Source organism: Parundibacterium terreum (genome assembly GCF_014636315.1).
In the GTDB taxonomy this organism is placed as follows: domain Bacteria; phylum Pseudomonadota; class Gammaproteobacteria; order Burkholderiales; family Burkholderiaceae_D; genus Undibacterium; species Undibacterium terreum.
Genome location: NZ_BMED01000001.1, coordinates 466,567 through 486,700 on the forward strand (window position 1 = coordinate 466,567; position 20,134 = coordinate 486,700).

Below are 20,134 nucleotides of genomic sequence, written 5' to 3' on the forward strand. Positions count from 1 at the left end.
ATGGCTTGCGCATTTTAAACGAGCTTGCGGCAAAACTTAAAGCGCGGGGAGCGCATCAGACCTGCTAAGCACCACCCCAGCCGCCGCCCAGGGCACGGAACGCAGCAACAGCGGCCCTTGCATTGTCTGCATGCACACGCGCCAACTGGTCGCGTGCCGTCAGTAACTGGCGCTCTTCCTGCAATACTTCGAACAGGCTGACCGCACCGCCCCTGTATGCGTCTTCCGATGCATCCCTGGCGCGTACATGGGCTGCCACCTCATTGTCCAGCTCCTGCGCCTGCACTTCCAGCTGGGTGAGTTCTACAACTGCATTTTCAACATCCTCTGTGGCCCTAAGCATGGATTTGCGGTAGGCAATCAAGGCTTCCGCATTGGCGCCACGGGCCTGCGCCACCTCGGCATCCACCCTGCCAAAATCGAACAGTCTCCAGCGCAAACCTGCGGCGGCTTGAGGCTGGAAGCTGGCGGCCGATAGCAGGCTGCCGCCGCTCAAGGCCTGGAAGCCTATCAAGGCCGACAAGGAAAATTTGGGATAGTACTCGGCAGTCGCTACGCCGATACGGGCACTGGAAGCCGCCAGCCGGCGCTCTGCAGCGATCACGTCCGGCCGGCGGCGCAGCAGATCCGCAGGGCCCTGCGCCAGTGCGATTGCCGGCACGGCCATCTTCAAGCCTTGCGCCGGCTGCGCCAACTCGGCCGCATAGGTGCCGGGCTGAGCGCCCATCAACACATCCAGCCGGTTCAGTTGTAAGGAAAGCTCGGTCATCAGGGGCGGGATAGTGACTTTGGCCTGCGATACCGAGGCTTCTGCCTGCGCCACTTCGCGGCTGCTGGCCAGGCCATTATCCAGCCGCAGGCGCACCAGTTCCAGCAATTTGCTGTTCGCAGCAACCTGATCCTGCGCAACCACCAGCCGCTGCTGCGCTCCGCGCACACGGAAATAGGCGTCTGCCGCTTCTGCCGCCACCGAGATACGCACTCCCAAACTGCCGGCTTCCGCCGCCTGCGCCTCTGCCTTGGCAGCTTCCGTGCCGCGCTTCAAGCCTCCGAATAAATCCAGTTCCCAACTAGCTCCCGCACCTATATCGGATAGGGTTTCATTTCTTTGGTAGCCGGGGAAATTACTGGCAATTTTCCCCAGGGGACTTTCCAGCGATTGATGCTGTCTGGCCACTTGTGCTCCCAGCGAGCCGCTGGGCAGTTCTCTGGCGCCAACCTCGCGTGCAACTGCACGCGCCTGATCGACGCGCGCCATAGCAGCAGCCAGATCCAGGTTCTGGTCCAGCACCCGCTGAATAATACGATTCAGGTCAGGATCATTGAAGCCGGTCCACCAGCTTTCCAGCGCAGGTGCGGCCAATGTGCCCTGCCGCGCACTATTTGCCTCCAGCGCCTGGTAAGCCTTGCTCACTGGCACTTGCGGCTTTTCGTAGTTCGGGCCTACTGTTGCACAGGCGGCAAGCCCTACAGCCATCAAAGCTGCCAGCGCGGCTTTCGCGGTCAAGGCAAATGCTGATTTTTTCCTGAATACAGCACCCTGCTCTATATATGCCGATGCTTCCAACCGTGTATTCATCTCTGATCCTATAGCCATTTTGACCACTCCTTTAAAAAAATCCTGAAAACTTCAAAAGTCACTTGCATCACAATAGTTACTAGTATAGAGTTACTTTCATGTTGATAGCAAGTGGAGAAATGACCATGCAAAGAAAAAGTTTTGAAGGATCGAAATGCCCGATCGCCCGCAGCCTGGAACATGTAGGCGAGTGGTGGAGCATCCTGATCTTGCGGGATGCCTTCTATGGAATGACGCGCTTCGATGAATTCCAGAAGAGCCTGGACATTGCGCCGAACATGCTGACCCGCCGCCTTAACGGCCTGGTGGATAGTGGTTTGCTGGAACGCCGCCAGTACTCGGACCGGCCGCCCCGCTTTGAATATGTGCTGACCGAGACCGGCCGCGATTTCAGGCCGGTGCTGCTGGCCTTCCTGACTTGGGGTAATAAGCACTTCGCCCCTGAAGGCCTATCGGTAATTTTGTCCGACGTCGGCACCGGCAAAACAGTAGATCCGGTGCTGGTCGATGCGGCCAATGGCAAACCTATCAACCTGGTCGACCACAGGATTGCAGCCGGCCCCGCTGCCAGCGAAGGCATACGCAGGCGCATCGCATTTGCGGCAGAAAAACGCTCCGTGCCGGATAAAAAACCAGACTTCCCGTCTGAAACAGGCAATGCCTGATAAAAAATATCCCGCAGCGAACCAAGCACACTATTAAACAGGAACGAACGATCATGACTACCAGCACTGCCGCCGTCCAGACCGACGCAAATTTAATCCCGCTGCATACCGCCAAAGCCAAATCCGGCAAAAAGCGTATCGCGCTGACCATCGCTGCTGCTGCGGCCATCATTGCCGGTGCCGGTTTCGGCTACCACTGGTGGACCGAGAGCCGCTTCCTGCAAACGACCGATGACGCCTATGTAGGCGGCAACGTCACCGTGATGGGCCCCAAGGTCGCGGGCTATATCACGAACGTGGCAGTCACCGATAACCAATTGGTCCACGCAGGCGATCTGTTGATCAAGATCGACGACAGGGACTACCAGGCAGCGCTAGCAAAAGCCGAAGGTGCAGTCGCTGCACAACAGGCATTGCTGGCCAATCTGGAAGCGACCCGCAGCCTGCAAAATGCGGTGATTCAGCAAGCGCAGGCCGGTGTCAGCGCTAGCGATGCCGACACGTTGCGTGCACGCGATGATCAGACCCGCTACCAAAACCTGTCGTCCCGCGCCGCCGTATCAGTGCAAAGCTCGCAAAAGGCCGATGCAGACTTCAAGCAGGCAGTAGCAAACGGCCAAAGATCGCAAGCCGGCTTGGTCGCTGCGCAAAGGCAGATAGACGTGATAGGCGCGCAGAAGATGCAGGCGCAAGCAGCCCTCGCGCAGGCAGTCGCAGAGCGCGACATCGCCAAACTGAACCTGGCGTATACAGAAATCCGCGCGCCGATAGACGGCGTTATCGGCAACCGCCGCGCACGCAACGGCGCGTATGCAACACCGGGCTCGCAACTGCTGTCCATCGTGCCGGCTTCCGGCCTTTGGGTAGATGCGAACTTCAAGGAAGGCCAGTTGACACGCATGCAGCCGGGGCAGCGCGCCACCATCGAGGCGGACGTGCTGCCTGGCAAGGTACTGCATGGCACGGTAGCAAGCCTGGCACCAGCGACCGGCGCGCAATTCAGTGTGCTGCCGCCTGAAAATGCGACCGGCAACTTTACCAAGATCGTGCAGAGGGTGCCGGTACGCATCATCCTGGACGCGGAAGACTCCAGGCTGGGCACCTTGCGCCCCGGCCTGTCGGTAGTGGCCGAGGTCGATGTACGCTCAGAAAAACACGCCGACAGCAAACAAGCTCTGGCTAACTAAGCGATGGCATCATGAGCACAGCAACCCTACCCCTCCCGGCCGCCGCGCCAGCACAGGTGACCCTACCAGCGCCGGCAGCCATGCCTGCACCTGGCGAACTATCCACCCAGGCCAAGCTGATTGCCTTCGCGACCATGTGCGTCGGTATGTTCATCGCGCTGCTGGATATTCAGATCGTTTCCGCGTCGCTCAGGGACATAGGCGGCGGCCTGTCCGCCGGCGCCGATGAAACCGTCTGGGTGCAGACCAGCTACCTCATCGCGGAAATCATCGTGATCCCCCTATCCGGCTGGCTGTCGCGCGTGATGTCCACCCGCTGGCTGTTCGCCGCCTCCGCCGCTGGCTTCACTATCGCCAGCCTGCTATGTGGCATCGCCTGGAACATACAGAGCATGATCGCCTTCCGCGCCTTGCAGGGCTTCTTGGGCGGTTCGATGATACCGATGGTATTCACTACCGCGTTTGTATTTTTCTCGGGCAAGCAAAGGGTCATCGCGGCCGCCACGATAGGCGCCCTCAGCTCTCTCGCCCCCACGCTGGGACCGACAGTAGGCGGCTGGATTACCGATAATTTTTCATGGCACTGGCTGTTTTTCATCAACCTGCTGCCAGGCATCTTTATCACTATTGCCGTGCCCATCCTGGTGCGCATAGATAAACCCAATCTGTCACTGCTGCGCGGGGCCGACTATTTCGGAATAGCGATGATGGCAATTTTCCTCGGCTGCCTGGAATACACGCTGGAAGAAGGCCCGCGGCTGGACTGGTTCGGCGACAGCACTATCCTGTTGACGGCCTGGCTGTCCGGACTGGCGGGGTTGGGCTTCATCTGGCGCAGCCTGGTCATTGAAAATCCCATCGTTGATTTGCGGGCCTTGAAGGACAGGAACTTTGCGCTAGGCAGTGCGTTCTCTTTCATGAGCGGCGTCGGCATCTTCGCCACTATTTATCTGACACCGCTATTCCTGGGACGGGTGCGTGGTTTTTCCGCGCTGGACATCGGCCTGGCGGTGTTTTCAACAGGCATCTTCCAGGTTATGTCGATACCGGTGTATGCATTCTTTGCCAACCGGGTAGATCTGCGCTGGCTAGCCATGTTCGGCTTCGCCTGCTTTGCATTTTCGATGTGGAATTTCATGCCGATTACGCATGACTGGGGCGCCCAGCAACTGCTGCTGCCGCAGGCTCTGCGCGGACTGGGCCAACAATTTGCCGTCGCACCCATTGTAACGCTGACACTGGGCGGGCTGGCGCCGCAAAAATTGAAGCTGGCTTCCGGCCTGTTCAACCTGATGCGTAACCTGGGTGGCGCGATCGGCATCGCCGTCTGTGCAACGCTCTTGAATGACAGGACCAACCTGCATTTTGAGCGTATGGCCGAGCGCCTGAATAGCAGCAATGAAAACATGGGCCAGGTATTGCAAAGCGTGGGCAGCAATCTCGCCGCCGCCGGCATGAGCGCCGCAGACTCGCAGGCAGGAGCATTGAAACAATTGTGGCTGTTGACCTATAGAGAAGCGCAAACCCAGACCTTCTCGGACGTGTTCCTGATCATCATGCTGTGTTTCATCCTGGTGACGATCACGGTGCCGCTGATGCACAAGGTAGCTCCGCCCAAGGCCCCATCTGCGGATGCACATTAAGGGATATTGGTGGTAAGATATGTCAGCCTACCAAAAGGTAGGCTGACATAAAGAGCAAGTCACAGACAAAATCATGAGTTCTTCCATTTATTCAGCACCGCCCAGCACGCGCGAGCAGATTGTCCGGATTGCACACCGGCTGATCCAGACGCGCTCCTATCTCGGCTTCAGCTTTCAGGATGTTGCTGATGAGGTAGGCATACGCAAGGCCAGCCTGTACCACCACTTCCCGTCCAAGGAAGCGCTGGGGGAAGAAGTGATACGCGATGCAACCATGAAATTCAAGGAATGGACGGGCGGCATGCAAATGCCGGCTGAAAAGAAATTGAAGCACTATTTCCTGATGTACAGGAATGCGCTGGATGCCGGCCATGCAATCTGCCCGGCAGGTGCGCTGGCGCCAGGCTGGGATTGCATCAATGACGACCTGCGGGATGCAGTGCGCGAACTACGAAGCACGCAGACCAATTGGCTGGCGCAAGTCTTGGGCGAACTGCAGATACCGCAAAAGCAATCCACTGCCAAACTGGCGGCCTATATTTTTGCCGTATGCCAGGGAGCACTGGTATCGGCACGCATGACGGAAGACGTGGCTGATTTTGATGCCGTCATCACGCAATTGAAAGAGTCGCTGCACCAGACATAAACCAAGGCGCGCAAAGAGAGCTTATTTCTTTCGTGCCTTTTTTTTGCCTTTCAAAACTACCTATTGGTAGGTAGTTCATTGAAGCTAATCCAGACCACAAAAGGATGGATGTTTTTACCACCGCCAGATGGCGCTTTACAAAAGGAACAGATGATGAAAGCCGTTATTTCCGCCTACGCCCGATCCCCTTTCCATTTCGCCAAGAAAGGAGCCTTGGCCAATGTCCGCCCTGATACGATGGCGGCGCAAGTCGTCAAAGGCTTGCTGGAGCGCACAGGCATCAATCCAGCAGAACTGGAAGATGTGATACTGGGCTGCGCCTACCCCGAAGCCTCGCAAGGCAATAACCTAGCCCGCATCGTCGGCTTGCTGGCAGGCTTGCCGCACGAAGTAGGCGGCATGACTGTCAACCGCTTTTGCGGGTCTTCCATGCAGGCTATCCATATCGCTGCGGCGCAGATAGAAGCCGGCATAGGCGAAGCTTATTTGTGCGTGGGCGTGGAATCGATGACGATGGTGCCGCAGGGTGGACTGAATTTTTCACCCAGCCCTGAACTGTATGAAAACACCGATGCCTATATTTCCATGGGCGACACGGCAGAAAACGTGGCCGAGCGCTGGAAAGTCAGCCGTGCCGACCAGGAAATGCTGGCCGTGCAATCCCATCAAAAGGCTGCGGCAGCGCGTGAGCAAGGCCGTTTGAAGGATGAGATCATTCCTATCCGCAATGCCGACGGTGAACTGATTTCCACTGACGGCTGCATACGCCCGACCACATCGGCAGAGGCATTGGCCGCACTGCGTCCGGTCTTCCGTGAAAACGGCGTAGTAACCGCAGGCACCTCGTCACCGCTAACGGACGGTGCAGTAGCCGTGCTGGTGACCACCGATGAATTTGCGCTGCGCCACAACTTGCAGCGCCTGGCACGCATCAAGTCTTATGCCACCGTCGGCGTTGACCCTGCTGTCATGGGCATCGGTCCTATCCCGGCCACCCGCAAGGCACTGGCACGCGCAGGGCTGACCGTTGCCGACCTGGGCGTGGTGGAAATCAACGAAGCGTTTTCATCGCAAGCCTTGGCCTGCATACGCGAGCTCGGCCTGGACCCGGCCACTGTCAACCTTGACGGCGGCGGTCTGGCGATAGGCCATCCGCTGGGAGCAACCGGTGCGCGCATCACCGGCAAAGCCGCCGCGTTGCTGGTGCGCGAAAAAGCCAAATATGCGCTGGCAACGCAATGCATAGGCGGTGGACAGGGTATTGCCACCATTCTTGAAGCCATTTAATCATCAGCAAGAAAGCGATCATGAGCGAAGTCAAGCCAGACCAAGTAGAGGCCTTGTTTCACGGCTTTACCCATCCGCGCCGCAAGCCGCTCAGCGATGCCGAGCAAGGCCTGCTGGATCAGGCCGAAGCGCACGATATCGTGCACGAAGGCCTGCATCTGTCGGCATGGCTGTGGGGCAAGCAGCACCCGGTTGAACGACGGGTACTGCTGATGCATGGCTGGGAAAGCCGGGCAGCACACTGGGGTGGGTTCGTGCCTGCGCTGCTTGCTGCCGACTTCCAGGTGTGCGCCTTCGATGGGCCGGCACATGGGGATTCCGATGGACAGCAGGCCGACGTCATCTCCTTTGGCCGTGCCGCCGCCAGCGTGGCGCAGTATTTTGGTCCGCTACACGCAACGATAGGCCACTCGGCAGGCTCACCGGCGACTCTGTATGCGTTCTCGCAAGGGATAAAGGTCAATGCCAGCGTGCACATCAGCGGCCCCTCTTCCCTGGTGCGCATGCTGGGCAACCTGGAGCGCGGCATGCTTCCTGCAGAACTCAGGCAGGCATTCCGGCAGCGCTTCGAGGCTTATCTGGGGCAGCCCGCCAGCGCGATGGATATCGAGAGCCTGCAGCATGGCCTGCGCCACCGCGCGCTGATCGTGCATGACAGGGAAGATGCCGAGGTGCCATACAGCGAGGCTGTCGCCCTGCAGCAGGCATGGCCGCAAGCGGAGCTGGTGTCTGTGGAGGGACTGGGGCACAGGCGCATCCTGAAAGATCCGGATGTGATTGCACGCACGATTGCTTTCCTGGCGAACTGAGCAAAAATTGAACAGAAAATAAATGCAGGGCATCCTTTTCACTAAATGCCCGGTGTTTTAATAAATTCATTGCATGCCGCTAAATTCTCTACAAGTCCTTGAATTCACTGCGTAACAGGGAATACACGACGATATCGAAGATCACACCGTTTTCGCTGGAAGCGCCACGGGCAATTCCTTCCCTGGTAAAACCGCATTTCTGCGCAACTCTTTCCGAGCCGATATTGCCATTGTTCAGCGTCAGTTGCAGGCGATTGAAATGGCGGGTCTTGAACAAATACCTAACCAGGGTCTTCAACGCATCGCTGGCATAACCCTTACCCATATCTTCCTTGCGGAAAATACGGTAGCCGACTTCAAAGCCGTCATAAAACATATTCGGCGGAAAATAGCTGACAAAACCTATCATGCGCTGCATACCATTGCTGTCGTCCACGATCAGCAAGCGGCCTTTGGTATCGCCCAGGAAACCGGTTTCGCGGAATTCCTGCTTGATACCGACCTCGGATACCAGTTTTATCGAAGAAAACGGCCCTACCCCGCTGATGTCATTGCGCAGGTTGATAAATTCATCCAGGTCGGTTTCCTTGAAGGGCCTCAGATTGCAGCGTTCCCCTTTTAGCATTGTGTGTTCTCTATGAATAGGATGGAAGTTGCCTGCAAAAACCAGCGCACAAAAACACGGCTAGCTAATGCAGGTTCATTGCCATAATATCATCAACAGCACAACTCAGGATGCCGCGGAAACGGCTCAGGATATCCTTAAGGTATTCGCGCGGCGAGCAGTTTGCGGTGCATGCGCTGCAGGCTGGGCAAGCGCACGGGCACCGAAGCCGCTTTGTGCATGCAGCTTGAACACGCTGATGGATTGGCCCAGTGCACTGGCCTGCTCTTCCATGCTCTCCGCCGCTGCCGCGGCCTGCTCGACCAGGGCTGCATTTTGCTGCGTCATCTGGTCCATATCGGTAATCGCCAGGTTGACCTGTTCTATGCCTGCGCTCTGCTCCTGGCTCGCCGCAGTAATCTCGGCCATGATGTCGGCCACATGCTGTACGCTGCTCATGATCTCGTCCATGGTCTTGCCGGCCTGGTCCACCAGCTTGCTGCCGGCGTCAACCTGATCTACCGATTCTCCGATCAAAGTCTTGATTTCCTTGGCGGCGCTGGCGCTGCGCTGCGCCAGGTTACGCACTTCGGTTGCAACCACGGCAAAGCCACGGCCCTGCTCACCGGCGCGCGCGGCCTCCACTGCTGCATTCAAGGCCAGAATATTGGTCTGGAATGCAATACCGTCAATCACGCCAATGATGTCGACGATCTTGCGTGAGCTATCCTTGATGGTGCCCATCGTGGTCACTACCTGCCCTACTACCGCGCCACCCTTTACTGCCACTTCGCTGGCGGATACGACCAGTTGATTTGCCTGGCGCGCATTGTCGGCATTCTGTTTCACGGTGCTGGTCAGCTCTTCCATCGAGCTGGCTGTTTCTTCCAGCGAGCTGGCCTGCGATTCAGTACGGGAGGACAGGTCCGCATTGCCGGAGGCAATCTCCTGCGACGCCACCGTAATAGTTTCAGTCGATGTACGCACACCGGATACCAGGTTGGACAGGTTGCTGTTCATGTCGCGCAGTGCATCCAGCAACTGTCCGGTTTCATCCTTGGTCTTGCTTTCAATCTCGGCTGTCAGGTCGCCTGCTGCGACTTGCCGCGCGACCTTCACAGCTTGCGCCAACGGACGGGTGATCGATGTGGTCAGCAGCCACGCGCAGACAACGACGAACAGTATCATCACGACAGCAAGCACGATCATCAGGTTGCGGCTGGCCTTGTAGATCTGCTGAATATCGCCGGCCTTCTCGTCAATCTGCCGGCGTTGCTCATTCAACAATTCCTGAATCTTGTCGCCGTAGGCTTTTGCAGCAGGGACAAATTTCTGGTCCACAAGCTGAGCCGCTTCATCGGTCTTGCCGTCCTTTTTCAGATTGATGCCGGCATCGCGAGCAGCAAGATAGCCCTTGCGCAGCTCGCTCAGTTCACCCCATATCTGCTTTTCTTTCGGAGAAACGATATGCGGCTCGATTTTCTTTTGCAGCTCGCCGGACACGCGAGTGGACTCAGCTACTTCATCGGCAAAGAATGCCGCCAGCGTGGAGTCGCTGTTCTTCACGATGGCGAGGGTACGGCGTATGCCGGTATGCACATTGCGGTACCAGTCGCTGATCATGCGCTCCGACGCCAGCGGGTCATCCAACAGATCCTGGGTTTCATTGGCAACGGCGTTCAGGCGCGTAATGCCAATGAAGATAGCGGCTAAGGAACACAGCAAGACAACAGCAAAGCCGAGGCTGAGGCGCTTCCCTATGTTCAGATTGGTGATGAAGTTAGGCATGAGATCCCTCTATACGTTTTTAGAATGATTGAATCTGCGTGCTGGCGGAGCATCGCAGCATAAACGAAGCATACCTTGATCTAGGCGACAAAATGTTGCCATATGTCAAATCCGCATGAAAAAAATAGAAATCACATATAAAGCGCGATCTGTCTTGAGCAGAAAGCAAGATGACAAAACCCCATAACTTTTTTACATAGCCGGCTTGCAAAAAGTCAGTCGCAGCCACGCTGGATTTATGAAAAGATTCATTTGCGTTTTAGGCAGGCAAGACGTCCTGAACCAGCGTTTTGTGCGCCAACAACGCTTGCAAACCGTGAAGCCGTGGTGACGCGGCAGATCCGGTCCGACTCTTTTCGCATTTGGCTTGATGGAAAAATGAAGCGGCTCGGAAACGGATGCAAATGCAGCAAGGGGAGTAGCAAAGATGTGTACCTCCTTCTGTGATATTCCCTCCCGGTAGTTTGCAAGTAGTTTTTAGTATTTGTATTTCCCAAGGTGTAACCCCTCATCTCTCCCCTCGATGGATGAGCCTTTGCAGGGCGCAATCGCGCCCTGTTTTTTCGTCTGGTTTGCCAATAAAACAATATCCAAACGCCAGCCCAGCGACGTCGTGCTTCATTGACATGACGGGCATGGCGATAAAGCTTACGGAGCGAGACCCATGGCAGCAATCCCCGCTACATTTGGCACACCCGCCATACCCGATATTAGGCGGCTCGTATCGCTTGACGCCTTCCGCGGCTTTACGATCGCCAGCATGCTGCTGGTCAATAATCCAGGCGACTGGAACCATGTCTATGCTCAGCTAGACCATGCGGAATGGGCAGGCTGGACTTTTACAGACTGGATTTTTCCGTTTTTCCTGTTTATCGGCGGCATCGCCATGAGCCTGTCTCTAGGCCAAAGGGCAGCGGCAGGCGCAGACAAACCGGCGCTGCTGCGGCAACTAGCAAAGCGCGCTGCGTTGATATTCCTGATCGGCCTGGCGTTGAATATGATTCCGCATTTTGATTTTTCCATCGTGCGCATACCGGGGGTGCTGCAGCGTATTGCCTTGTGTACGTTACTGGCTGCCCCTATCGTGTTGTACTTCAACTGGAAACAGCAATGCATATGGATACTTGCGCTGCTGGGCACCTATACGATCATCATGCTCAAAGTTCCGGTGCCTGACCTGGACGGGGTCTGGAGCGCGGGCGTGCTGGAACCGGGCCGCGATGCCGGTGCCTACCTGGACCGGCTGCTGCTGAGCGGCCATTTGTGGCGCAAGGTCAAGACCTGGGATCCTGAGGGCCTGCTGAGCACCCTGCCCGCCTTGTGCAGCCTGCTGTTTGGCGTACTCACCGGGCATTTGCTCGGCAGCGGCTCCAGCCGCCAGCAAAAAACAGCGTGGATGGTGCTGGCCGGGCTGGGCTGCCTGATACTGGGCTCCCTGCTGGACACACTGTTGATGCCCATCATCAAGAGCCTGTGGACCACGTCTTATTGCATCTTCATGACAGGTTGCGGGTTGCTGCTGTTTTCAGCTTTTTATTATTTGCTGGATGGGAATGGATCCAAGTGGCCACGCCGGCTGGCACAAAGACTGTCCGCCCCTTTCATTATTTATGGCATGAATGCGCTATTCCTGTTTGCGCTGTCCGGTGTCATCGCCAGACTGCTGGGCATCATAAAAATTGCGCAGCCCGACGCTACGCTGTTATCCTTGCAAGCCGTTCTGTATGCGCCCATCAAAGACCTTCCGGTCGCGCCGGTGAATGCCTCGCTGATTTTCGCCCTGTTGTTCAATCTGGCGATGTTCAGTGTGGCCTGGCTGATGTGGCGCAAGCGCTGGTTTGTCAAAGTATGAATGAAAAATTAACAAGAAAAAATCTTCTCCCTAATACTGCTGCCGCACTCCGGCTGGGCCTGTTTGCTTTAATACTGGCCTTGTTCGGCGGCTGCGCCGGCGATAAAGTCCCCCAACCCGCGCCGAAGCCCGCACCAGTGGTGACGGCAGCAGGCAGCGCATCCACGGTTACCGCAGCTCCCGCACCACCGGTATTCGACCCGCACAAACCGCCACCGGCGCCGCGTGAGTTTCGCGCAGCCTGGGTGGCCAGCGTTGGCAATATAGACTGGCCCAGCCGCAAGGACTTGAGCGTAGCGCAGCAGCAGGCGGAAATCATCGCCATCCTGGACACTGCGAAGTCCATGCGCCTGAACGCCATCGTGCTGCAAGTACGCCCTGCGGCCGATGCGCTCTACCCCTCCAGCCTGGAACCCTGGTCCGAATACCTGACCGGTGAGCAAGGCAGGCCGCCCAAGCCCTTCTATGATCCTTTGAAGATGTGGATAGATGAAGCGCATCAGCGCGGGCTGGAGCTGCATGCATGGTTCAATCCCTACCGCGCCCGCACGCTGGCAACGGCGAAGTCTGCGGCGCATGCCGGCCATGTCAGCAAACAGCAGCCGGCCATCGTCAAGCTGTATGGCGACATGCAATGGATGGATCCCGGCGAGCCGCAAGCCGCCAAACAAACCCTGGCCGTGATTGCCGACGTGCTGCGCCGTTATGACGTCGACGGCATTCATATAGATGATTACTTTTATCCGTACCCAATCAATGATACCAAGGGCAAGGAGCTGGATTTTCCAGATGATGCGTCGTGGCAGCACTATCTGAAAGAAGGCGGCAAACTCGCGCGTGCCGACTGGCGCCGGCAGAATGTCGACAAACTGATTGAGCAGCTTCATACGCTGATCCACAAGGAAAAGATCTGGGTGAAATTTGGCATCAGTCCGTTTGGCATAGGCCGGCCGGATCGCCTGCCGCCCGGCATCGCCGGCTTTAGCCAATATGACAAGCTGTATGCCGATGTCGAGTTATGGCTGCAAAACGGCTGGCTGGACTATCTGGCGCCGCAATTGTACTGGCCGATAGACCAGGCCCCGCAAGCCTATAAGACCCTGCTGGACTATTGGGTAGCGCAAAACACCCTTGGCAGGCATATATGGGCAGGCTTATATACGGGTCGCATCACCGACAGCGAGCAATCCTGGCAGCCGCAGGAAATCCTGAACCAGATCAGCGCCACGCGTGAAAAGCCGGGAGCCGGCGGCAACCTGCATTTCAGCATGACAGCACTGATGCAGGACAGGAAGGGCATACGCGATCTGCTGCAGCGGGGGCCCTACCAGCAAGCCGCACTGGTGCCGGCCACGCCCTGGCTGGGCAGCGCAGCACCGACTGTCCCCGTGCTGGTACTGGATCGCGAAAACAAGTCGGCAAATACGGCACCAACTGCCAGTCTAAGCGCCCAGGCCGACGCCAACACGGTATCGCTGGCGATCTGGAAGCGCTATGGCAAGCAATGGTACTTTTCGGTGCAAACGGCTGCAAATCCCAAGATAAGCATCGCTGACGATCCCGCTTATGGTGCACTGCAAGAAATACAGGTATCGGCAGTGGACCGGCTCGGCAATGAAAGCGCCCGCGCATCACATGAATTCCGCTAGGGCCGCAAATTTTGCGTCGTCCATAAACACTGCGGCAAGTGTGGTTTTTCAGCACTTGGCGGCCAGGTTTACCGCCTGCCGCGCAAGCTGAAACAGCATCCAAATAAGACCCCTATAGTCTTGACAACGGTTACTGGCAATGCCCGGAGCGAGGTGCCCGCCAGCCCTATATCTTTTAGTTATCGATTGGGGCACTTTTTTCATTTGTCACATGCCGAGCACAGACCCTAGTCTGCATTTCGGTGTAAACCATTTGCAGCAAATACGAGCCGACAGGCGAGCAACAAGCATAAGTAGTCAAGCATTTATAAAAAAAGGTCGAAGCAAACCCGCTGCTTGCGGTGCACCAATTTGCACCAATAACGGCACAAGTTTGCAAGTACCCCCGGACTAAGGTAGTAATTCAATGGAGAGTCAACCGTGAAATTAAAGAAAATTGCCCAATGTATTGCCCTGATCGGTGTATCCAGCACCGTATTCGCCCAGGAGCAGCAAGCAGAGCCGCAAAGAGTTGAAATTACAGGGAGTAGTATCAAACGTATCGCCAAGGAAGGAGCCTTGCCGGTTCAAGTCATTTCCAAGAGCGACATCGAACGCCAGGGCATCACCAGCGCCGAACAATTGATGCGCGTGATTTCCGCCAATGGCACCGGCACCAACAATATGACTTCCGGTAACAACGTGTTCGGTGCAGATGCAGACCGTCTGGTCGGCGGCGCGGCTTTTGCTTCGTTGCGCGGTCTTGGCCCATCCAGCACACTGGTACTGTTGAACGGCCGCCGCGTTTCTGCGCATGGCACCAGCGGTAAATCGGTCGATCTGAACTCCATTCCTATCGCTGCTGTAGAACGCATCGAAATCCTGAAAGATGGCGCTTCGGCGATATACGGTACCGATGCAATCGGCGGCGTAATCAACTTCATCTTGAAGACCAATTACACCGGTGCAGAAATCTCGGCCGACACCAATGTCACGCAAGAGGGCGGCGGTAATACGCGCCGTGCCTCACTGCTGGTCGGCAAGGGCACCCTGGACAAGGAAGGCTACAACGTCATGGCCAGCCTGTCTCTGGACAAGTCGGACATCCTGCGCTCCCAGCAACGCGACTTTGCACGCGGCTACCAGCCTAACCGTGGCTTGTCTCCGGATACTACCGGCACACCATATGCGAATCAGTTGAGCGGCGCCGGCACGGCATTGGGCACCGGTTTCAAACTGCCAGGCGATCCTAACTCCTATCTGCAGGCCAGCCTGCTGAGCCTGACCGGCAAGTGCGACACCATCCCTGGCATGTCCCAGTATGACGCAGCATTGTGGAAGAACTCCACTTCCATCCTGCGCTCCACCTACTCCTGTGCTTACGACTACGGCGGTGACTACGTGATGCAGCAGCCTGTCGAGCACGCCAACCTGGTGTCGCGAGGCACGATACAGATCAATGCGGATACCAAGGCCTTTGTCGAGCTGACGGCATCACGCGCAAAATCCAAGGCGGAGTTGACGCCTCTGCAAATATCCACCAGCATCGCCAACAAGAACGTGTACCCTGTCGGCGGTCCTTACTATCAGGATTTGTCAGCATATATTCCTAGCTTCGACAACACCAAGCCTATCGCCTACAAGTGGCGTGCCAGCGACCTGGGCAACCGCACTCAGGAAACAACTTCCGATAACAGCCGCCTGCTGCTGGGCCTGGAAGGCGTCGTGTTTGGCAAGTGGGACTACAAGCTCGGCGTATCGACCGCGCGCGCCAAGGCGGACACCACGCTCATCGACGGCTATGCATACACAGACAAGCTGTATGCAGCGCTGGCAAGCGGCATCATCAACCCTTGGGTAGCTCCTGGCCAATCGCAGTCCCCTGCAGCCATGGCATTGCTGAACTCCACCAAGGCCCATGTGGACCTGCAAGGCGGCACCACCAAGCTGACCCAGGCAGACGGCAATATCTCCGGCGAGCTGTTCCAGTTGCCGGCAGGTGCGGTCAGCGTAGCGACGGGTTTCGACCTGCGCCGCGAATCCTATGAATTTGCACAGGGCGTGGATGCCACCACTATCCTGCTGGCTCCGGGCAACGCCAACCTGCCTAGCGTCAGCCGTGACATCAAGGCGGTGTACGCAGAAACCATCGTGCCTATCACCAAGAATCTGGAGTTGACGGCTGCTGTACGCCATGACCAGTACAGCCAGATTGGCGGCACCACCAATCCTAAACTGGCGTTCCGCTACCAGCCACATGAAGCGATTGTGTTCCGCGGCTCCGTCAATTCCGGCTTCCTGGCGCCTAGCTTCCAGCAATTGTATTCCGGTCAGTTGACCCAGGAATTGCCGAATGGCGCGGACGATCCTGTTCAATGCCCTTTGCATCCTGGCGATCCTAATTACTGCTCGCTGAAACTGGACTACAAAACCGGCGGCAATGCCAAGCTGAAGCCTGAAACTTCCAAGCAAGGCAGTATCGGTTTTGTCGTGTCGCCAATGAAAGGCCTGACCGGCTCGCTGGATATCTGGGAAATCCGTTCCAAGGACCGCATCCTGAACCGTACAGTGACCCAGGTATTGGCGAACTACCAGTCGCTGCTGGACAATATCGTGCGCAATCCAGACGGCACGATCAACTATATCCAGGCCGGCTGGATCAATGCGGCAGGCAGCCAAACTCGCGGCGCCGACCTGAGCCTGCACTACGATACAGAGTTCAGCACAGGCAAGTGGAGCTTCGCACTGGATGGCACCTACACCAACAGCTTCAAGTACCACGAATTTGAAAACCAGCCTTACCAGGAACTGGTCGGCAATTTCGGTACCAGCGACCTGTACCTGCGCTGGAAGCATAATGCCTCCATCACATGGTCTCGTGGTCCATGGAGCGTGATGGGTACGCAATTGTATGCATCCGGCTACAAGGATCAACTGCCTAAGGGTGACATCCCTCCGGGCTTCAATCCTTATGTTGATGCGTACATCACTTATGGCCTGTCTGCCACCTACACCGGCTTTAAAAACTGGACTATCACCGGCGGCATCCAGAATGTGTTCAACACCGACCCTCCATTCACTGCCCACAATGTGGATGATGTGGTCGGTGCCGGCTGGGATCCACGCGTAGCGGATCCACGCGGCCGTGCTTTCACGCTGAACGTGAACTACAAGTTCAACTGATCAGGCTTGGCTGAAACAAAAATCCCCGGTCGCCTCACGGTGACCGGGGATTTTTTATTGCCTGACTGTTTTTTTGTCTACGAACAGCCTAGCTGATCTGGTCCATGTCGTCCGGCAAACCGAACGCATCGGCATAGGTCAGGTGATCATCGAAGCTGCTGACGCGGGACAACTGCTTGCCCTCGCGGAACACCAGTTGCAGGCCATGTTCATGATCCCAGTCGCAATCGGCAACCACTTGCACATACACTTTACGATCGCCGCGCTGGCGACGGCATACGCGCACCTCTTCCGGCCGCACATGGGGCCAGGTCTGGTCTTCAGTGCGAATTTCGCAGGCTGGCTTTTCCGGCACTATTGCTGCGGCGGCACTGCGATAGGCTTCCAGCAGATGCGGTGCCGCCTTCGCCTGTTCAGACTTGTTCTTGGCAAGAAAACTGGCTACAGCACTGGCAAACTCTTCCGGATGTGCGTCATCCTCCATGCCTTCCAGCACAAACTCCAGCTCTATACCGCCCAGGTAAGGAACAGCGACCGGTGCGCTGATCAACCAGTCGTCCAGCTCTTCGTCTTTTGTCAATGCGCCCAGTTGTTCTATCAGCATGTGTTTTCCTCGCCATCAAGGCAGTCTTCAATGGCGGGATTATAGCCGACAAGGGCAGTGAAACTTGGTAAAGCTTAGCGAAAACCGCGCACCGGAAGGCTGGAGTCTCGCTGTATCCAGTTTTTAGCGGAATATTCGGTACGGCCATCCGTTGCATGCAAGGTATAGGCGTGGCGCGATACTGGCGAGCGGTTGGGAGCGCTGTAATGCGGCAGCAAGCCATGGAAACACACCAGGCTGCCGGCTTTTACTTCCAGCGGTATCGCAGTGCTGTCGTCCGGCCAGGGCATGGCATCCAGTTTTTCCACCCTCACCTTGTCGCCCTCGCGGATGAAGCGTTCGCGCAGGGGGCTGCGATGTCCGCCCGGCTCTGCCCACATGCAACCATTGTCCAGCGTGGCATCCTCCAGCGCAAACCAGAAAGTGGTGACACTGATCGGCGTACTGTCAAAGTAGGTCGCATCCTGATGCCAGCGCACCTCGCCGCCTATGCCCGGCTGCTTGAAGATATACATCGACTGCCAGATCTGCGCATCAGCCAGTCCCAGGTCTTCCGCTACGGCTGCCAGCCTGGGGTCGCGTGAAAAGGCGATGAATACAGGATCCAGGTCATGCAAGGCATGGCCTATCTTGTTGATCGACAAGGATTTATCCTGGCGCAACTGGCCATCCGGGCCGAAGGCCTCTTCTTCAAAGAAGCAGCGTATCTTGTCGGCAGAGCCGAGAAAGTAATCGTCGGTGGTTTTTTCCTGGTCTTGCGTTGTAAAGATGGACACGCTTTCTGCAGGGTCGAAAGCATCGACGATCTGCGCCGCCCTCTCGCGCAATGCCGCTATCTGTTCTGCACTCTTGAAATCAGGCAGTACCAGATAGCCTTCACGGACATAGTGTTCTTTTTGCGCGGGGGTGAGCATGCGATTTACTCCGGATGGCATATAAAAGTGAGATGCTGTTATTGTAGGCAGCAAGCACCGAGGCCAGCAACTCGCCATATGATTGACACACTGTCTTCGTTTAATTGACAATGGCTTCATGGATCAATTGCGGATGATGGAAGTATTTGTCGAAGTGGCGCGCCTGCGCAGCTTTAGTGCCGCCGGGCGCAGCCTGGGTTTGACGCGGGCAATGGCCAGCAAATACATCATGCAACTGGAAGAACAATTGGGTGCCCGCCTGTTGCACCGCTCTACCCGCGAAGTCAGCCTGACCGATCTGGGCCTTGCTTACCTGGAGCCCTGTACCGCGACGGTTGAGCAGGCCAAAGAAGCGCGCCGCGTGATCAGCGATGCCCGTGCAGAACTGGCCGGTGCGCTACGGATACAGGCACCCAGCAGCTTCGGCAGCACCTGGCTGGCGGACGCTATTGCACGCTTCAGCCTGCTGCATCCACAACTGAAACCCTCGCTGCACGTGGACGATGCGCTGCTCGACCCCGTCAGGCATGGCTTTGATCTGACGGTACGGGTCGGCGGCATACCGGACAGCAGCGGCCTGTCCATACGCAAGCTGGCGCCTTGCCGTGGTGTACTCTGCGCCAGCCCGGCCTATCTGGAGCAATACGGCACGCCGCGCAAGCCGGAAGACCTGCAGCAGCACCGCTGCCTGCATTTCAGCCACCTGACTGGCGGCACCCGCTGGGATTTCGAGCGTAACGGAGAACAGCTCTCAGTCGATATCAACCCCGGCTTCACGTCCAATAACGGGCTGGTACTGCAACAGGCTGCGCTGCGCGGTCTTGGCATCGTGTACAGTACCAGCTTCCTGTCGGCGCGCGACCTGCTGGATGGCCGGCTGGCCATCGTACTCGCAGACTGGAGCTTGCCGCTGAACTACCTGAGCGCGCTGTATCCGGCCACCCGCCGCCTTTCCCCCAAAGTGCGCGCGCTGATCGATTTTCTGGTGGCTGAATACCAGCCGCTACCGCGCTGGGACAGCGAACTGCTGGATGCAGGCCTGCTTAAGCCACTCTGAACGCTTAGCACTTCCTCCGCCGTTTCCTCACCTTTTTTCCCGCCGCACGAACTGCCTTGACAAGCTTATCCAGTAAACTGGATAATAAATCCATTATGAAAGAAATCAATCAAAAACCCTTGCAAGACATCAACATGCGCATCGCCAATCGCATCAGCGCCCTGCGCTCTGAGCGCGATATGTCACTGGAAAACCTGGCGAGCAGGTGCAATGTCAGCCGCTCCATGATTTCGCTAATAGAGCGCGGCGAAAGCAGTCCCACCGCCGTCGTCTTGGAAAAGCTGGCCAAGGGCCTGGGCGTGACGCTGGCATCGCTATTTGAAGACCCGCGCGATGACGCCAGCCCGCTGGTGAAGCGCAGCGAGCAATTGCAATGGACAGACCCGCAATCGGGCTATCTGCGGCGCAATCTGTCGCCGCCGCATTTCCGTTCGCCGATACAGATGGTGGAAGTCATCTTTCCGCCAGGCGCAACGGTGGCCTATGAGGCCGGGCACAGGGATAAAGGCATACAGCAGCAAATCTGGATGATGGAAGGCAGCATGGAAATCACGGTTGCCCAGCAGCGCCATGTACTGGAGCAAGGCGATTGCCTGGCAATGCGGGAAGACCAGGCTGTGATGTTCCAGAACACGACCGCGCTGCCGGCCCACTACCTGGTTGTGATTAACAGCGATTTTTAATTTTT

At 57.0% G+C, this 20,134-nt stretch carries 16 protein-coding genes; 11 read left to right on the top strand and 5 right to left on the bottom strand.

Annotated elements, in window-relative coordinates:
* Nucleotides 1-64: 64 nt before the first annotated feature.
* Nucleotides 65-1,579, bottom strand: coding sequence for an efflux transporter outer membrane subunit (locus IEW12_RS02160; protein ID WP_188564341.1), 1,515 nt, complete (start codon nt 1,577-1,579; stop codon nt 65-67).
* A gap of 125 nt (nt 1,580-1,704) precedes the next feature.
* Here IEW12_RS02160 and IEW12_RS02165 point away from each other — a divergent pair, with 125 nt between their 5' ends.
* From IEW12_RS02165 to IEW12_RS02190, 6 genes are all read left to right on the top strand, one after another.
* The gene (locus IEW12_RS02165) at nt 1,705-2,244 is read left to right on the top strand and encodes a winged helix-turn-helix transcriptional regulator (RefSeq protein WP_188564342.1); all 540 of its coding nucleotides are present in this window, start codon (nt 1,705-1,707) and stop codon (nt 2,242-2,244) included.
* 53 nt (nt 2,245-2,297) lie between these two features.
* Nucleotides 2,298-3,431, top strand: coding sequence for an HlyD family secretion protein (locus tag IEW12_RS02170; RefSeq protein WP_188564343.1), 1,134 nt, complete (start codon nt 2,298-2,300; stop codon nt 3,429-3,431).
* 11 nt (nt 3,432-3,442) lie between these two features.
* Nucleotides 3,443-5,074: a DHA2 family efflux MFS transporter permease subunit gene (locus tag IEW12_RS02175; protein ID WP_188564344.1), complete on the top strand. Its 1,632-nt coding sequence runs from the start codon at nt 3,443-3,445 to the stop codon at nt 5,072-5,074.
* A gap of 73 nt (nt 5,075-5,147) precedes the next feature.
* Nucleotides 5,148-5,720, top strand: coding sequence for a TetR/AcrR family transcriptional regulator (locus IEW12_RS02180; protein WP_188564345.1), 573 nt, complete (start codon nt 5,148-5,150; stop codon nt 5,718-5,720).
* A gap of 153 nt (nt 5,721-5,873) precedes the next feature.
* Nucleotides 5,874-7,007, top strand: coding sequence for a thiolase family protein (locus tag IEW12_RS02185; protein WP_188565602.1), 1,134 nt, complete (start codon nt 5,874-5,876; stop codon nt 7,005-7,007).
* Nucleotides 7,008-7,027: 20 nt separating this feature from the next.
* Nucleotides 7,028-7,816: an alpha/beta hydrolase gene (locus IEW12_RS02190; protein ID WP_188564346.1), complete on the top strand. Its 789-nt coding sequence runs from the start codon at nt 7,028-7,030 to the stop codon at nt 7,814-7,816.
* Nucleotides 7,817-7,904: 88 nt separating this feature from the next.
* Here IEW12_RS02190 and IEW12_RS02195 read toward each other — a convergent pair whose 3' ends face one another.
* Both IEW12_RS02195 and IEW12_RS02200 read right to left on the bottom strand, forming a co-directional pair.
* Complete coding sequence (locus tag IEW12_RS02195; RefSeq protein WP_188564347.1) at nt 7,905-8,441, bottom strand: GNAT family N-acetyltransferase; 537 nt, start codon at nt 8,439-8,441, stop codon at nt 7,905-7,907.
* A 126-nt stretch (nt 8,442-8,567) separates the two neighbouring features.
* Nucleotides 8,568-10,208, bottom strand: a complete 1,641-nt coding sequence (locus IEW12_RS02200; protein ID WP_188564348.1) for a methyl-accepting chemotaxis protein — start codon at nt 10,206-10,208, stop codon at nt 8,568-8,570.
* A 664-nt stretch (nt 10,209-10,872) separates the two neighbouring features.
* On the opposite strand from IEW12_RS02200, the gene IEW12_RS02205 reads away from it, so the two are divergent.
* From IEW12_RS02205 to IEW12_RS02215, 3 genes are all read left to right on the top strand, one after another.
* On the top strand, nt 10,873-12,060 hold the full coding sequence (locus IEW12_RS02205; RefSeq protein WP_188564349.1) for an acyltransferase family protein: 1,188 nt from the start codon (nt 10,873-10,875) through the stop codon (nt 12,058-12,060).
* Complete coding sequence (locus IEW12_RS02210; RefSeq protein WP_188564350.1) at nt 12,057-13,709, top strand: glycoside hydrolase family 10-like protein; 1,653 nt, start codon at nt 12,057-12,059, stop codon at nt 13,707-13,709. Before IEW12_RS02205 ends, IEW12_RS02210 begins: the two co-directional genes overlap by 4 nt.
* Before the next feature lie 420 nt (nt 13,710-14,129).
* Complete coding sequence (locus IEW12_RS02215; RefSeq protein WP_188564351.1) at nt 14,130-16,871, top strand: TonB-dependent receptor; 2,742 nt, start codon at nt 14,130-14,132, stop codon at nt 16,869-16,871.
* A gap of 88 nt (nt 16,872-16,959) precedes the next feature.
* On the opposite strand, the gene IEW12_RS02220 is transcribed toward IEW12_RS02215, so the two are convergent.
* The gene (locus IEW12_RS02220; protein WP_188564352.1) at nt 16,960-17,475 is read right to left on the bottom strand and encodes a DUF6985 domain-containing protein; all 516 of its coding nucleotides are present in this window, start codon (nt 17,473-17,475) and stop codon (nt 16,960-16,962) included.
* A 74-nt stretch (nt 17,476-17,549) separates the two neighbouring features.
* The gene (locus IEW12_RS02225) at nt 17,550-18,389 is read right to left on the bottom strand and encodes a phytanoyl-CoA dioxygenase family protein (RefSeq protein ID WP_188564353.1); all 840 of its coding nucleotides are present in this window, start codon (nt 18,387-18,389) and stop codon (nt 17,550-17,552) included.
* A 118-nt stretch (nt 18,390-18,507) separates the two neighbouring features.
* Between IEW12_RS02225 and IEW12_RS02230 the strand changes: the two genes are divergently transcribed.
* Both IEW12_RS02230 and IEW12_RS02235 read left to right on the top strand, forming a co-directional pair.
* Complete coding sequence (locus IEW12_RS02230) at nt 18,508-19,446, top strand: LysR family transcriptional regulator (protein WP_229750864.1); 939 nt, start codon at nt 18,508-18,510, stop codon at nt 19,444-19,446.
* A 95-nt stretch (nt 19,447-19,541) separates the two neighbouring features.
* The gene (locus IEW12_RS02235; RefSeq protein ID WP_188564354.1) at nt 19,542-20,129 is read left to right on the top strand and encodes a helix-turn-helix domain-containing protein; all 588 of its coding nucleotides are present in this window, start codon (nt 19,542-19,544) and stop codon (nt 20,127-20,129) included.
* Nucleotides 20,130-20,134 lie beyond the last annotated feature (5 nt).

What these genes read in the sequence shown, in the direction of transcription:
- IEW12_RS02160 (WP_188564341.1), bottom strand. Translation starts at nt 1,579, where the DNA reads ATGAATACACGGTTGGAAGCATCGGCATATATAGAGCAGGGTGCTGTA.
- IEW12_RS02165 (WP_188564342.1), top strand. Translation starts at nt 1,705, where the DNA reads ATGCAAAGAAAAAGTTTTGAAGGATCGAAATGCCCGATCGCCCGCAGC.
- IEW12_RS02170 (WP_188564343.1), top strand. Translation starts at nt 2,298, where the DNA reads ATGACTACCAGCACTGCCGCCGTCCAGACCGACGCAAATTTAATCCCG.
- IEW12_RS02175 (WP_188564344.1), top strand. Translation starts at nt 3,443, where the DNA reads ATGAGCACAGCAACCCTACCCCTCCCGGCCGCCGCGCCAGCACAGGTG.
- IEW12_RS02180 (WP_188564345.1), top strand. Translation starts at nt 5,148, where the DNA reads ATGAGTTCTTCCATTTATTCAGCACCGCCCAGCACGCGCGAGCAGATT.
- IEW12_RS02185 (WP_188565602.1), top strand. Translation starts at nt 5,874, where the DNA reads ATGAAAGCCGTTATTTCCGCCTACGCCCGATCCCCTTTCCATTTCGCC.
- IEW12_RS02190 (WP_188564346.1), top strand. Translation starts at nt 7,028, where the DNA reads ATGAGCGAAGTCAAGCCAGACCAAGTAGAGGCCTTGTTTCACGGCTTT.
- IEW12_RS02195 (WP_188564347.1), bottom strand. Translation starts at nt 8,441, where the DNA reads ATGCTAAAAGGGGAACGCTGCAATCTGAGGCCCTTCAAGGAAACCGAC.
- IEW12_RS02200 (WP_188564348.1), bottom strand. Translation starts at nt 10,208, where the DNA reads ATGCCTAACTTCATCACCAATCTGAACATAGGGAAGCGCCTCAGCCTC.
- IEW12_RS02205 (WP_188564349.1), top strand. Translation starts at nt 10,873, where the DNA reads ATGGCAGCAATCCCCGCTACATTTGGCACACCCGCCATACCCGATATT.
- IEW12_RS02210 (WP_188564350.1), top strand. Translation starts at nt 12,057, where the DNA reads ATGAATGAAAAATTAACAAGAAAAAATCTTCTCCCTAATACTGCTGCC.
- IEW12_RS02220 (WP_188564352.1), bottom strand. Translation starts at nt 17,475, where the DNA reads ATGCTGATAGAACAACTGGGCGCATTGACAAAAGACGAAGAGCTGGAC.
- IEW12_RS02225 (WP_188564353.1), bottom strand. Translation starts at nt 18,389, where the DNA reads ATGCTCACCCCCGCGCAAAAAGAACACTATGTCCGTGAAGGCTATCTG.
- IEW12_RS02230 (WP_229750864.1), top strand. Translation starts at nt 18,508, where the DNA reads ATGGATCAATTGCGGATGATGGAAGTATTTGTCGAAGTGGCGCGCCTG.
- IEW12_RS02235 (WP_188564354.1), top strand. Translation starts at nt 19,542, where the DNA reads ATGAAAGAAATCAATCAAAAACCCTTGCAAGACATCAACATGCGCATC.